This window comes from Halococcus hamelinensis 100A6, from assembly GCF_000336675.1.
GTDB classification, from domain to species: Archaea; Halobacteriota; Halobacteria; order Halobacteriales; family Halococcaceae; genus Halococcus; species Halococcus hamelinensis.
The window spans coordinates 46,948-60,005 of sequence record NZ_AOMB01000033.1 but is presented as its reverse complement, the minus strand read 5'-3'; the positions used below and the strand labels follow the sequence as shown (position 1 = coordinate 60,005).

The 13,058-nt window shown below is 69.7% G+C and carries 10 protein-coding genes and 2 pseudogenes; 10 read left to right on the top strand and 2 right to left on the bottom strand.

Translation table 11 applies throughout. The annotated features are described in order from the left end of the window. Positions 1-274: 274 nt before the first annotated feature. Together C447_RS11745 and C447_RS11740 are read left to right on the top strand one after the other, a co-directional pair. Positions 275-1,372, top strand: coding sequence for a glycosyltransferase family protein (locus C447_RS11745; RefSeq protein ID WP_007694131.1), 1,098 nt, complete (start codon positions 275-277; stop codon positions 1,370-1,372). Positions 1,373-1,397: 25 nt separating this feature from the next. Further along, complete coding sequence (locus C447_RS11740) at positions 1,398-1,868, top strand: DUF7109 family protein (RefSeq protein ID WP_007694129.1); 471 nt, start codon at positions 1,398-1,400, stop codon at positions 1,866-1,868. A 13-nt stretch (positions 1,869-1,881) separates the two neighbouring features. Here the strand turns inward: C447_RS11740 and C447_RS11735 are convergent, their stop codons facing one another. Further along, positions 1,882-2,901 carry a lysylphosphatidylglycerol synthase transmembrane domain-containing protein gene (locus C447_RS11735; RefSeq protein ID WP_007694127.1) on the bottom strand — a complete coding sequence of 340 codons (1,020 nt, stop codon included), beginning with the start codon at positions 2,899-2,901 and terminating at the stop codon, positions 1,882-1,884. A 217-nt stretch (positions 2,902-3,118) separates the two neighbouring features. Between C447_RS11735 and C447_RS11730 the strand changes: the two genes are divergently transcribed. From C447_RS11730 to C447_RS11695, 8 genes and pseudogenes are all read left to right on the top strand, one after another. Then, positions 3,119-3,718 carry an NUDIX hydrolase gene (locus C447_RS11730; protein ID WP_007694125.1) on the top strand — a complete coding sequence of 200 codons (600 nt, stop codon included), beginning with the start codon at positions 3,119-3,121 and terminating at the stop codon, positions 3,716-3,718. A gap of 77 nt (positions 3,719-3,795) precedes the next feature. Continuing rightward, positions 3,796-4,283: pseudogene (gene msrB, locus C447_RS18595) on the top strand (peptide-methionine (R)-S-oxide reductase). A gap of 154 nt (positions 4,284-4,437) precedes the next feature. Next, a complete protein-coding gene (locus tag C447_RS11720; RefSeq protein ID WP_007694119.1) occupies positions 4,438-5,487 on the top strand; it encodes a PstS family phosphate ABC transporter substrate-binding protein in 1,050 nt (349 codons plus the stop codon). Beyond that, positions 5,484-6,536 carry a phosphate ABC transporter permease subunit PstC gene (gene pstC / locus C447_RS11715; protein WP_007694117.1) on the top strand — a complete coding sequence of 351 codons (1,053 nt, stop codon included), beginning with the start codon at positions 5,484-5,486 and terminating at the stop codon, positions 6,534-6,536. Before C447_RS11720 ends, pstC begins: the two co-directional genes overlap by 4 nt. After that, positions 6,533-8,176 (top strand): phosphate ABC transporter permease PstA, encoded by a 1,644-nt coding sequence (gene pstA / locus C447_RS11710; protein ID WP_007694115.1) that lies wholly within the window; start codon positions 6,533-6,535, stop codon positions 8,174-8,176. The genes pstC and pstA overlap by 4 nt, the downstream gene beginning before the upstream one ends. Then, positions 8,173-9,220, top strand: a pseudogene (locus C447_RS18795) (phosphate ABC transporter ATP-binding protein). The gene pstA and the pseudogene C447_RS18795 overlap by 4 nt, the downstream one beginning before the upstream one ends. Positions 9,221-9,318: 98 nt before the next feature. Then, positions 9,319-11,310 (top strand): molybdopterin oxidoreductase family protein, encoded by a 1,992-nt coding sequence (locus tag C447_RS11700; RefSeq protein ID WP_007694112.1) that lies wholly within the window; start codon positions 9,319-9,321, stop codon positions 11,308-11,310. A gap of 47 nt (positions 11,311-11,357) precedes the next feature. Continuing rightward, positions 11,358-12,005: a molybdenum cofactor guanylyltransferase gene (locus tag C447_RS11695; protein ID WP_007694111.1), complete on the top strand. Its 648-nt coding sequence runs from the start codon at positions 11,358-11,360 to the stop codon at positions 12,003-12,005. Here the strand turns inward: C447_RS11695 and moaA are convergent. Beyond that, positions 11,995-13,005, bottom strand: a complete 1,011-nt coding sequence (moaA, locus tag C447_RS11690; RefSeq protein ID WP_007694110.1) for a GTP 3',8-cyclase MoaA — start codon at positions 13,003-13,005, stop codon at positions 11,995-11,997. The genes C447_RS11695 and moaA overlap by 11 nt on opposite strands. Positions 13,006-13,058: the final 53 nt, after the last annotated feature.

Here is a 13,058-nt window from a genome sequence, read left to right as displayed (position 1 = left end):
CACCGATCCCGGTGGAGTCGAACGACCGGGATGTGTCACGACCTGAAACGTGTGTCACGGGACGAAATCCGTGCAGCGAGTAAGTATAGGTTTCCGGGGGGTCTTCCGTCGAATGGAACCCATCGGTTCCGCCGCACGGGACATCGGTCCGTTGTCCTGGCATCATTCCCTTTGTCCCGTGCTTTTCACCCTTCGACGCTCGGCGTCGCGTGCCGCTTTCGGAAGCCTTGACCCCGAGGAGGTCCGACGGCCGACAGGTTCGACAGCGACGACGATGGAATACGTACAGGAACGGATCACGACGCTGCACGGCGTGCGCGACGCCGCACCCGAGGCCCCGACCGACCGGACCGCGGTCGTGGTGCCGATGGCGGGTCGCGAGTACCGAACGCCGGCCGCAACGGGGGTCTTCTCGACGCTCGAACGCGTTTCCCCCGCGCGGGTGGTCGTCGCGCTCCAGGCCGACCCCGAACGGGTGGCCGACGTCCGGGCGTGGCTCGACGGTTTCGACCTCCCCGTCGACCTCCTGTGGTGTGACGGCCCCCGGCTCGACGCCCTGCTCGCCGACCGCGGCCTCGCGGGCGAGACCGGCAAGGGCCGTGACGTCTGGCTCGCGCTCGGCCTCGCGAGCCGCCACGAGTTCGTCGTGGTCCACGACGCCGACGCGACCTCCTACTCGGCCGCGGACGTTCCACGACTCTGCGCACCGCTGGCCGACGGCGAGTTCGAGTTCGTGAAGGGATACTACGCCCGTATCGAACGAACTCAACTCTTCGGCCGGCTGTTCCGGCTGTTCTACGAACCCCTGGTCGCGACCCTCCGCGAGCGCCACACCGCCGACGTGCTCGACTATCTGGGCGCGTTTCGCTACGCGCTCGCCGGCGAGGTCGGACTCACCGGCGACCTCGCGCGGCGCGTCCGGCTCTCGCGCGGCTGGGGGCTCGAGATCGACACCCTCGGGTCGGCGTTCGAACAGGGGGGATTCGAGCGGACGGCCCAGGTCGACCTCGGGATCGACGTCCACGACCACCGCGGGATCTCGGGGGGAGAGGGGTTGGCGGCGATGAGCCGGGCGGTCGGCCGGGCGCTGCTCCGTATCGTGGAGGCACACGGTGTGCGGCCCGACTACGACGCATTGCCGTCGCGCTACGAACGGACCGGGGCCCGGTTCGTCCGTCAGTACGCCGCCGACGCCCGCCACAACGGGCTGGACTACGACCCGATGGCCGAACGCGACCAGGTCGCGACGTACGCCGACGCCATCGTTCCCCCCGACGCGGACACCCGGCTCCCGGCGTGGACCGACGCGCCGCTCGATCCGGACGACGTTCGGGAGGTCGCGGCGGCCGACCTCGCGGCGACGAAGGACTAAACCCGTTCCGCCCGACCCGCCACCAATGGAACTCAGTCGCGACGAACTCGCCGGCGTGGTCGACCTCTTCGGCGCGTTGCCGCCGGCGGACCTGGTCAGCGCGGGCGAGGAACTCGCCTACAAACGGGGCACGACGTTCGACGGTGGAAACATCGACGACGCGATAACCACCTACCATCTCGTGCGCTTTGGCCCCGACGCCGGCGTCGTCGAGGGGGCCGACGAAACGCTGCTCGCCGCCGGCCCGGCCGCGTTTCCGGCGCTCCCCGACGGGGCCGAGGACCTCCCGCACATCTTCGACCGCGAACCCGTGACGCCCGACCGGGCGGCGCTCGGGACCGTCGTGGAGGAACGCTTCCGGACGGACGCGGCCCGCGCGCTCGGCGACGGGACGGGCGAGATCGACCGCCTCCTCGACACCAGTTACGACATCGAGGCCTGGGCACCGGTCGATCTCGGCGACATCCGCGACCGGCTGGACGCCGCCGCCGACTGAGACGGTCCGGCTCTCAGACGCGAGCGGTGACGTAGAGCGCGGTCGGACCGGCCACGAGGAGCGCGAAGACGTAGCTCATCGCGCGGTAGAGCAACGCGACTGCCGCCGCCGAGCCGGCTCCCATCGGGGTCAGCGCGACGAGGAGCGCAACGAGCGCCGTCGAAACCGCGCCCAGCCCGCCCGGCGTCGGTACGGCCCCGGCGAGCGAGCTCGCGGGCACGAGAAAGACCACCAGCAACGGACTGATCGTGAAGCCGAGCGCGAGCCCCGCGAAGTAGAGCGGGGCGGCGAAACAGGCCCAGCCGAGATACGAGAACACGAGGCCGACGGCCAGGTCGCGTGGCTCGTCGGCGATCCGCGCCACGTGGTCGTAGAAGCCGTCGATCCGCGCCCTGACCGCCGCCGCCTCGATACGGTCGATGCGGGCCGCGACCGGACCGACGACCCCCATGAGGAGCCGCGTCACGAGGTCGCGCCGTCGCCAGGCGGCGTAGACCAGTCCCGGGATCCCGATGGCGATCGCCGCCAGCCCGGCGAGGATCGACCGCGCGCCGGGCGGGACGGTGCCGGTGACCGCGAGCGCGGCGAGCCCGAGCCCCGCGAAGGTGAAGAACGGGAGGAGGTTCAGCAGGTCCGCGGTCGAGACGCTCGCGAGGCTCTCCTCGTAGCTCGCGTCGGTGTCCGCGGCGAGGACGTACGCGATGAAGGGTTCGCCGCCGGCCTGGCCGAACGGGGTGGTGTAGTTGGCGAACGTCGCCGCGAGGTACGTCGGCACCAGCCGACGGTAGCCGACCCGTATCCCGCCGGCGTCGAGCACCACCTGCCACGTCTTCGTCCACGCGAGGAGGTAGCCACATGTGGCGAGACAGCCGACGACGACCCAGCGCGGGTCCGCGCGCCCGAGCGCGGCGAGGATCTCGCTCCAGCCGACGACGCGCCCGAGGAAGTAGACGAACACCGCGGCGACGGCGAAGCCGACGACCATCTTCACGACCGACCGCCGGTCGATGAGGTCCGTGGACTCGACCGCCACTTACGGGCACCCTCTCCATCGGCGACCGGCCACAGTGTCACGTTCCATTCGCTCGGTTCGAGGGTCGAGAGCTCCATAAATCGCGTGAAACCCGACACCGAGACGGCCCGTCCGGTCGTCCCCGGCGGCTGTGGTCGCCGTTTCGGTGCCGAGCCGATGGGCGGGCTCCCCGTGGGTCGAACACACGAATTATACCGCACGGCCACCTCGTCGGTGTATGGACCTCTCGCGGGTGGTCGACCGGTCCGCCGTGGCGGTCACCGACGGGGAACGCGACGCCGCGGTGCTGGTCCCGGTCATCGCCCGCGACGCCGGTCCGGCGCTGCTGTTCACGAAGCGCGCCGACCACCTCGGCGAGCATCCGGGCCAGATGAGCTTCCCCGGCGGCGGCCGCGAACCGGCCGACGACGACCTCGCCGCGACCGCGCTTCGCGAGGCCGACGAGGAGATCGGGCTCGACCCGACGACCGCGGAGATAGTGGGCCGGCTCGACGACATCCACACCGTCACCGGGTACGCCATCCGGCCGTTCGTCGCGCGGGTTCCCGACCACGAGTACGTCCCCGACGAACGCGAGGTCGCCGAGATAGCGGTGCTCTCGCTCGCCGACCTCACCGACCTCGCGAACTACGACTCCGAGCGGCGCGACCACCCCCACTACGGCGAGACCCGCCTCCACTTCTTCCGGGTCGACGGCTACGTCGTCTGGGGCGCGACCGCCCAGATGCTCGTCCAGTTCCTCGAACTCGCCACCGACTGGCGGATGCCCCCCGAACCCGACCGGGTCGTCGACCCCGACGCGGAGTTCCCGGTCTGAACGCGCTCGCAATGTTCTGATTCGCCCGTCGGTCGCGTGCCACAACACACAAGAGCGCTCGTCGCCTCCTTCGAGCCATGTCGAATCAAGAGGCGACGACCGGGTCCGACCTTCCGGAGACCGACGAGGAGTGGCGCGAGGTGCTGACCGAGGAGGAGTACGAGATCCTGCGCGAGCGGGGGACCGAACCCAAGTTCTCGGGCGAGCTCCTCGACCAGCACGACGACGGCACGTTCGTCTGTGCGGGCTGTGGCACCGAGCTGTTCGACTCGGAGACCAAGTTCGACTCGAAGACCGGGTGGCCGAGCTTCACCGACGCCGTCGGGGACTCNCAGAGATGTGTATAAGAGACAGCTCGAAGACCGGGTGGCCGAGCTTCACCGACGCCGTCGGGGACTCGGTCGAACTCAGAAAGGACACTTCGCACGGGATGGTCCGAACCGAAGTCGTCTGTGCGACCTGTGAGGGCCACCTCGGCCACGTCTTCGACGACGGCCCCGACCCCACGGGTAAACGCTACTGCATCAACTCGGCCGCGCTCGACTTCGACGACGAGGACGCCTGAGACCTCACTTTTCGGCTCGGTTCTCGCGAACTCTTCCGGTTTTCACGCGTCGTTCCCGCCGCGACCGTCGGTTGGTGAACGGTTGACTATATAGATTTCATAGTAGCGTATTTACCGGCTCCGGAGATATCAATAGCCGATGACGCAAAGGCCCGTGAGTCGACGTGCCGTCCTCGCGAGCGGGGTGGGGGTCGGCGCGGCGCTCGCCGGTTGTATCAGCACGAGTGCGACGCCACCGAACGTCTCCAGCGAGGGCTCCGCCGACGAGGAGTCCGGGCCGGTGCTCCGTGCCGGGGGTTCCTCGACGGTCTACCCGATCGTGAGCACCGCCGCCGGCTACTGGAGTACCAACGAACCCTACTGGCACCCCGACGTCTACGGGATCGAGACCCAACAGCATCTCGCGGATTACTGGGCGGGGTTGTACGGTTTCGGGCCCGCCGACGGCGGTGCACCGCCCTTCTCGATACGTGTGAGCCTGAGCCACTCCGGAACCGGGCTCGAAAAGCTCCGGAGCGGCCGGCTCGACCTGGCCAACGCTAGCGCGCCCGTGGAAGCCGAGTTCCCCGACCTCGGTCGAGCGGAGCTCGGGAACTACACCGACCACGTCGTGGGCGTCGACGCCCAGCCGATCGTGGTGAGTCAGGCGGTCTACGAGGCCGGGGTCACCGAGATCTCGGCGAAGACCTTGAAGGCGATCTACACCGGCGAGGTCAAAGACTGGCGGGACGTTCCCGGCTACTCGGGACCGCCGAAGGAGATCCAGGCGGTCGGGCGGGCCGAGGGCTCGGGCACCGACACCGCGTTCCGGAGCAACCTCTTCGGGAACTCGAACGCGCCGATCCCCGGCGTCGACGTCCGGAAGGGCGAGAACCAGCAGGTCAAACAGATCGTCAACGGCTCCGACAACGCGATCGCCTACATGGCGCTGGCGTTCGTCGACGACTCCGTCCCGTCGATCGCGCTCACGGCGGGCGGGACGACCTACACGCCCGGCGAGAACCTCGCGGAGGCGGGCTACCCGCTCGCACGCGACCTCCACTGTTACACCTACGAGGGCACCTCGAAGAAGGAGGCGGCGCTCCTCCGGATGCTGTTGAGCGAGTACGGGCAGGAGACGTTCGTGGCGGCGGCGGGCTACTCGGTGCTCCCCGCGGACCGCCGTCGGAACCAGATCCGAAAGCTCCCGGCTCCGACACGATGAGCGGGCGAGCCGGCTTCGGGGGTCGGTTGGCCCGGCTCGACCCGCCGAGCCGCGTCGGCGCGCTCGTCGGCGCGGTCCTGCTCGTCGCGGTCGGCACCTTCCTCCTCGCGCCCGAACTGGTCGGCTATCCCCTCGTCGCGGCGGTGCTGGTCGTGGGCTATGGCCTGTTCGCCGACCAGGCGACGACCGTCCGCGCGCTCACGCTCGCGGCGACGGTCGTCACGGTACTCGTCCTGGCCCTCATCACGGTCTACCTCGTCGCCCAGTCGATCCCCGCGTTCCGGACGATGGGGCCCGGGATCGTCCTCAAGCGCGCACCGTTCTGGAACCCGGACTCGGGGTTGTTCTCGCTGGTCCCGATGATCTGGGGGACGGTCGTCACGACCCTGATCGCCACCCTGGTCGCCGCACCGCTCGGGGTCGCCGGCGCGGTGTTCATCGCGGAGATGGCCCCCGACTGGGCGCGCGGCCTGCTCAAACCCGCGGTCGAGGGGCTCGCGGGCGTGCCCTCGATCGTCTACGGCTTCATCGGTCTCACGCTTCTCAGCCCGTTCATGTCGACGAACTTCGGGCTGCCGACGCTCGGGAGCCTGCTCGTGGTCGGCGCGGTGATCGGCGCGATGGCGCTCCCCACCGTGGTCTCGGTCGCCGAGGACGCGATCGACAGCGTCCCGAGTGCGATGAAGGACGGCTCGCTCGCGCTCGGCGCGACCGACTGGCAGACCACGACCGACGTCACGCTCCCGGCGGCGTTCTCGGGGGTCTCGGCCGCCGTCCTGCTTGGCGTCGGGCGGGCGGTCGGCGAGACGATGGCCGCGACGGTGATCCTCGCCAACGTCACGACCCTCCCCGACCCGCTCTACGACGTCTTCGGCAACACCATCACGCTCACGAGCCTGATCGCGAGCCAGTACGGCATCGCGAGCGGCACCCAGATGAGCGCGCTGTTCGCCGCCGGCGTGATCCTCTTCGTCACCGTGTTGGGTCTCAGCCTCGGTTCGCAGTACGTCGAACGCCGGATGGAACGGAGCTTCGGGGGGAACCGATGAGCACGGATTCGCTGACACAGCGATCGAACCCGCTCGTCGGAACCGCGGCGGAAACGCTCCGGTACGTCGGGAGCGGGATCGCCGTTCTCGCCGTCGCCGTCGTGCTCGCGGGGCTCCTCGGGTTCGCGAACGTGCTCCCGGGGTCCGTCGCCGGCGTCGCGCTGGTCGATTGGCTCGCGGCCGCTCTCGGTCTCGGCTCGCTCGGGATGATAGCGGTTGGTCTCGGGTCCCGGGCAGGCGTGTTCGAGACCACGCCCGACCGCACCGCCGGCCTCCTGGTCGCGGCGGTCTTCGGGCTCGTCGGCCTGGCTGCCGGGGGGCTCGTCGCGGCCCAGACGCTCGGCCTGTCGACCCTCTGGCCGGTCGGCGCGCTCGTCGGCGCGGCGGTCGGGGTCGGCGTCGCGCTGGGGCCACGCGAGGACGTCGCGCTCGCGGCGACCGGCGGCGGGTTCGGACTGGTCGTCGCCGGGCTGGTCCTCGCGGGCGTTCTCGGTCCGGGGTGGGCCTGGCAGCCCGCGGGGCTGTCGGGGGTCTTCCGGTCGGCGACGACGGTCCCGTTGTTGTGTTCGCTCGCGGGCCTCGTGCTGGCCTGGAGCGCCGCCCAGGCCAGCGCGGGGTTCGGCCCGCAGGGGAAGGCCCGCGGCGCGTCGTTGCTCGTCGGCGCGAACGCCGCCGGGATGATCGCGTTGCTCCTCGGGCTGGTCTCGTTCATCGCGGTCCGCGGGGTCGGCCCGATGCTCCGCGGGATCCAGTACGGGCTGTTCTGGGAGCCGATCACCTGGTTCCAAGTGCCGTTCTGGGGCCAGTACGTGGTCGTCGAGGGGCCGGTGGTCTGGTTCCACTGGCCGTTCACGATGGAGGGGTTCTCGATGACCAACCCCGTGAACGGCGTCGCGCCCGCCATCGTCGGCACCGCCTGGCTGGTGGTCGGCGCGGTGTTGCTGGCGGTGCCCCTCGGCGTCGGCACCGCCGTCTTCCTCACCGAGTACGCCGAGCAGGGCCGGCTCACCGCGCTCGTCGAGGTCGCCACCAACGGCCTCTGGAGCACCCCGAGCATCGTCTACGGTCTGTTCGGCCTCGCCTTCCTCGTCCCGCGGATCGCGAACCAGAGCAGCCTCCTCTCGGGGATGATAGTATTGGGCTTCATGCTCCTCCCGCTGGTGATCATCACGAGCCGGGAGGCGCTGCTCAACGTGCCGGACGAGTACCGCGACGCCAGCGCCGCGCTCGGGGTGAGCCGGTGGGAGACGATCAAGACGGTGGTGTTGCCGGCCGCGATGCCGGGCGTCATCACCGGTACGATCCTCGGGGTAGGGCGGATCGCGGGCGAGACCGCTCCGATCCTCCTCGTGCTGACCGGCGAACCGTTCCCCGCGGTCGGTCCCGACGTCGTCGACCTCTCCTTCGGGTTCACCGCCTCGTTCCCGTTCGTGAACCTCGGCGTGGTCAGCTCCGACGCACTGCTCCAGCCCTCGACCGCGCTCCCGTATCAGCTGTTCGCGACGATCACCGCCGGGGCCGAGAACGTCTCCGGCGGCTTCCAGTGGGCCACCGCGTTGGTCCTCCTGCTGGTTGTCTTCGCCTTCTACGCCGTCGGCATCGCCTCGCGGTCCTACTTCCAGCGGAAACTCGACTCATGACCACGACACAACCAACCACCGAACGGACGACCGGCGAAACGGACGAACGACTCGACCCCGCCTGGACCGAGTACGACTTCGACGGCCCGACGAAGCTCCGGGCCGAGGACGTGAACGTCCACTACGGCGACGACCACGCGCTCACCGACATCAGCCTCGACATCCCCGAAGAGAGCGTGACGGCGCTGATCGGTCCCTCGGGTTGCGGGAAGTCGACGTTCCTGCGGTGTCTCAACAGGATGAACGACCGGATCAAGGCGGCGCGCGTCGACGGGTCCGTGACCCTCGACGGCGAGGACATCTACGCCGACGGCACGAACCTCGTGGAGCTTCGAAAGCGAGTGGGGATGGTGTTCCAGCAGCCGAACCCGTTCCCGAAGTCGATCCGCGACAACGTGGCCTACGGCCCGCGAAANAGTGGGGATGGTGTTCCAGCAGCCGAACCCGTTCCCGAAGTCGATCCGCGACAACGTGGCCTACGGCCCGCGAAAACACGGCGACATCAGGACCGGGCTGCTGGCCAAACTCTTCGACCGGGGTTCGGGGGAGAAGGAGGACGAGCTGGTCGAGCGCTCGCTCCGGCAGGCGGCGATCTGGGACGAGGTGAAGGACCGGCTCGACGACAACGCGCTCGGGCTCTCNGAGGACGAGCTGGTCGAGCGCTCGCTCCGGCAGGCGGCGATCTGGGACGAGGTGAAGGACCGGCTCGACGACAACGCGCTCGGGCTCTCCGGCGGGCAACAACAGCGCCTCTGCATCGCCCGGTGTCTCGCGGTCGGCCCCGAAGTGATCCTGATGGACGAGCCGGCGTCGGCGCTCGACCCGATCGCGACCGCGAAGATCGAGGACCTGATCGAGGACCTCGCCGAGGAGTACACCGTGGTCGTCGTCACCCACAACATGCAGCAAGCGGCTCGGATCTCGGACCAGACGGCGGTCTTCCTGACGGGTGGGGAGCTCGTCGAGTACGGCGACACCGACGCGATCTTCGAGAACCCCGAGAGCCAGCGCGTCGAGGACTACATCACCGGAAAATTCGGATAGCTCGACCTCGTCGGCGGTCCGCCCGGCGCAAACAGGTTTTTGCGTTTCTCGGCCGAAGGGTACCCCGAGTCGGTCCCACGGTCGCGGTTCGTTTCACCATGAGCCAGGAACCAGCAGACGGCATCCAGAGCGTTTGTCCGCGGTGTTCGGTGGGTTGTTCGCTTCGATACGACGCGAACGCCGAACGCGCGCGCGGTATCAGCGGCGCGCCGGTCAACCGACGGGGCGAGCTCTGTCCGAAGGGGCTCGGCGCGTTCGACGTGTTCGACCCCGACGAACGGTTGACGACGCCGCTGGTCCGGCACGACGGCGACCTCGAACCCGCGACGTGGACGGACGCCCTCGACCGGGTCGAAGCGGCGTTCGAGGGGATCGTCGACGACCACGGCCCGGACGCGCTCGCCTTCCTCGGCGCGCCACACTGTACCAACGAGGAGAACTACACCTTCCAGAAGCTCGCGCGGGTTCTCGGGACCAACAACGTCGACAACCGGGCACGGCTGTGTCACGACGCGAGCGTCTCGGCGATGGAGGCCCGCCTCGGCGCGGGCGGGATGACCAACTCGCTGGCGGACCTCGAAGCGGCCGACGTCTTTCTGGTCGTGGGGTCGAACCCCGCCGACCAGCAGCCGGTGGCGTTCGATTCGTACGTCCGGCCGGCGGTCAACGACGGCGCAACCCTCGTCCACGTCGACCCGCGCGCGAACGCCACCACGCGGCTCGCCGAAAGCCACCTCGCGCCGCGCCCCGGAACCGACGCGCAGGTGGTCTCGCTTCTCGCGAGGACGATCCTCGACGAAGGGCTGGTCGACGAGGGGTTCGTCGCCGAACGCACCTCCGGGGTCGAGGCGTTCGCGGCGTCGGTCGCGGGCGAGGACCCGGAGGCGGTCGCCGACCGGGCCGGCGTCGACCTCGTGACGGTTCGGGACGTCGCCCGTCGGTTCGGGCGAGCCGACCGCGCGACGGTCATCACCGGCACCGGCATCGAGGACGGCCCTGACACCGCCGAGGCGCTGTTGAACCTCCTCCTGCTCACGGGGAACCTCGGCGAGCGCGGGACCGGGATGAACGTCTTCCGCGGGCTCAACAACGAGCAGGGGGCCTCCGACGTCGGCGCGCTCCCACACCGGCTCCCGGGCGGCCAGCCCGTCACCGACCCAGAGGTCCGGGAACGGGTAGCTGGGGTGTGGGGCATCGAACCCCCCGCCGAACCCGGGCTGAACGAACAGGACCTCGTGCGCGGCTTCGGTGACGGGATCCGCGGGGCGTTCGTCCTCGGCGAGAACCCGGCGGTGACGAAGCTCGGAACCGAGCGCGTCGCGCGCGGCCTCGAATCGCTCGACTTCCTGCTCGTCCAGGACGTGACCCACACCGAGACCACCGCCCACGCCGACGTGGTGCTCCCCGCGAGCGCGTGGTCGGAGAAGTCGGGGACCGTCACGAACCTCGACCGCCAGGTCCAGCGTATGCGGACTCTCGAATCCGCGCCGGGCGAGGCGCGGGACGACCTCTCGGTTCTCCGGGCGCTCGGCGACCGGCTCACCGACGTCGCGTTCGACGACGACCCCGAACGGGTGTTCGAGGAGCTGGTCACCGTGAACCCGCGCTACGCCGGTATGAGCTACGACGGGATCGGGACCGGGAGTCAGCGCTGGCCGTTCCCCGAGGGGGCGGACGAAGGGACGGCGGTCCTCCACCGCGAGCGATTCCTGACCGGCGAGAAGCGCGCGTCGTTCGTCCCGACCGCCGCGATCGCCGACGGGGCGACCGACGCCGGACTCGTGCTCCTCACGGGCGGCCGGAGCGGCGACACCACCAACACCACGATGGGGCGCGACGGCGACCGACACGACGATACGCTCGCGATCCACCCCACGGACGCTGACGAGAGCGGACTCGTAGACGGCGACCGGGCCACCGTCGAGAACGCGAACGGTACCATCGAAACGACCGTTCGATGCACCGAGAGCGTCCGTGAGGGGTGTGTCTACCTCCACGCCCGCGCCGCCGACCCGCTGGTCGGGGAGGGACAGACGCGCGTCGAGGTTCGCCCCGCCATGGCCACCGCGGACCGGCCGCTGAACGACTGAAGCCGGAGGGCGGAACCGTCATCCTCACGGACGCCTACTTGCCCACGATGCGTGCCGGAGTCATCCTCGCCGGCGGTTACTCGACGCGCTTCGGCGAGGCCGACAAAACCCTCGCCGACGTCGACGGCGTTCCGATGATACGGCGGGTCGCGACGCGGCTCGACGGCGTCGTCGACGAACTCGTGGTGAACTGTCGGGCCGCGCAGGTCGAGGAAATCGAACGCGCGCTCTCGGAGATAGCCGTCGAGTTCGCGGTGGACCCGGAGCCCGACGGGGGACCGCTCGCCGGGGTCCGGACGGGCCTCGCCGCGACCGACGCGGCGTACGCCGCGGTCGTCGCCGCCGACATGCCGCTGGTCGACCCCGGATTCGTCTCGTTCCTGTTCGACCGCGCGGCGGGCCACGACGCCGCAATACCTCGATGGGAAGGGCGGCTGCAGCCCACTCACGCGGTCTACCGGCGGGCCGCGATGGCCGAGGCCGCTGCGCGGGCGCTCTCGAACGACGAGCGCCGACTGGTGTCGGCACTCTCGGCGCTCGATCACGTCGTCGTCGAGGAGTCGACCGTCCGCGAGCGCGATGCTGGAAAGACGTTCACCAACGTCAACACACGGGAGGAGCTACGGCGCGTCGCGGCCGAGTTCGAGAACGGAGCCCCGTCCGAACCACACGGTAGCGACGGCGCTACGCGCTGACGGGCTCTTCGACGTACTTCTCGTTGACCTTCCAGCCGCCGTCGCCGTCCCGGACCATGTACTCGCCGTAGTAGGGCACCCGGTCGCCGACGACCTCGCGGAAGGCCTCGCGGATCTCGTCCCGGTTCATCTCGCCCATCGACTTGAGGTCGTCGTTGCGGTTGAGACAGCCCTTGAGGTAGCCCTCGTGGGTGACCCGCACCCGGTGGCAGTTCGCACAGAACGTCTCGTTGCCGACCGGGTCGACGATCTCGACCATCCCCCCCGAGGTGTCGTCGGGGGCACCGTGCGCTTCGTCCTCGTCGGCCATCCAGTAGCGCCGCCGGTCGTGCATCTCGCGGTGTTCGATCCGGTCGGCCCGCTCGGCGAGCCAGTCGTGGATCCGACCGATGTCGACCGCCCAGTCGGGATGGCCGGCGATCTCGGGCATGTACTCGATGAGCTGGAGCCGGAGTCCGGGATTCGTCGCGACGTGTTCGACCATCTCCGGGACGTACTCGACGGTGCCCTCGAAGACCACCATGTTGAGCTTCACGGGGTCGAGCCCCGCGTCGAGCGCGGCCTCGACGCCCTCGATGACCCTGTCGTAGGCACCCGATTCGGTGATCGCGGCGAAATCGTCCCTGTCGAGGGCGTCCTGGGAGACGTTGACCCGGTCCAATCCGGCCTCGCGGAGCGTCTCCGCCCGGCCCGGCAGGAAGGTCCCGTTGGTGGTGAGCGAGGTCTCCATCCCGTCGGGCGTGCGCCGGACGATCTCCTCTAAGTCGTCGCGAAGCATCGGCTCGCCACCGGTGAACTTCGCCTTCTCGACGCCGAACTCGCGGGCGACCTCCAGAAACCGTACCACGTCCTCGGTCCCCATCTCGTTCTCGGCGGGGTCCATCGGGCCGCGGGTGTCGCCGAGCCCCTCGTTGTGGCAGTAGACGCAATCGAAGTTACAGCGGTCGGTCAGCGAGATCCGGACCCCCGAGACCTCCCGTCCGAACCCATCGACGAGCATGGGTCGGCTTCGGCCCGCGGACGGTTAAACCTGCGCGCTGACCACGCGTGTTC

What these genes read in the sequence shown, in the direction of transcription:
- C447_RS11745 (WP_007694131.1), top strand. Translation starts at nt 275, where the DNA reads ATGGAATACGTACAGGAACGGATCACGACGCTGCACGGCGTGCGCGAC.
- C447_RS11740 (WP_007694129.1), top strand. Translation starts at nt 1,398, where the DNA reads ATGGAACTCAGTCGCGACGAACTCGCCGGCGTGGTCGACCTCTTCGGC.
- C447_RS11730 (WP_007694125.1), top strand. Translation starts at nt 3,119, where the DNA reads ATGGACCTCTCGCGGGTGGTCGACCGGTCCGCCGTGGCGGTCACCGAC.
- pstC (WP_007694117.1), top strand. Translation starts at nt 5,484, where the DNA reads ATGAGCGGGCGAGCCGGCTTCGGGGGTCGGTTGGCCCGGCTCGACCCG.
- pstA (WP_007694115.1), top strand. Translation starts at nt 6,533, where the DNA reads ATGAGCACGGATTCGCTGACACAGCGATCGAACCCGCTCGTCGGAACC.
- C447_RS11700 (WP_007694112.1), top strand. Translation starts at nt 9,319, where the DNA reads ATGAGCCAGGAACCAGCAGACGGCATCCAGAGCGTTTGTCCGCGGTGT.
- C447_RS11695 (WP_007694111.1), top strand. Translation starts at nt 11,358, where the DNA reads ATGCGTGCCGGAGTCATCCTCGCCGGCGGTTACTCGACGCGCTTCGGC.
- moaA (WP_007694110.1), bottom strand. Translation starts at nt 13,005, where the DNA reads ATGCTCGTCGATGGGTTCGGACGGGAGGTCTCGGGGGTCCGGATCTCG.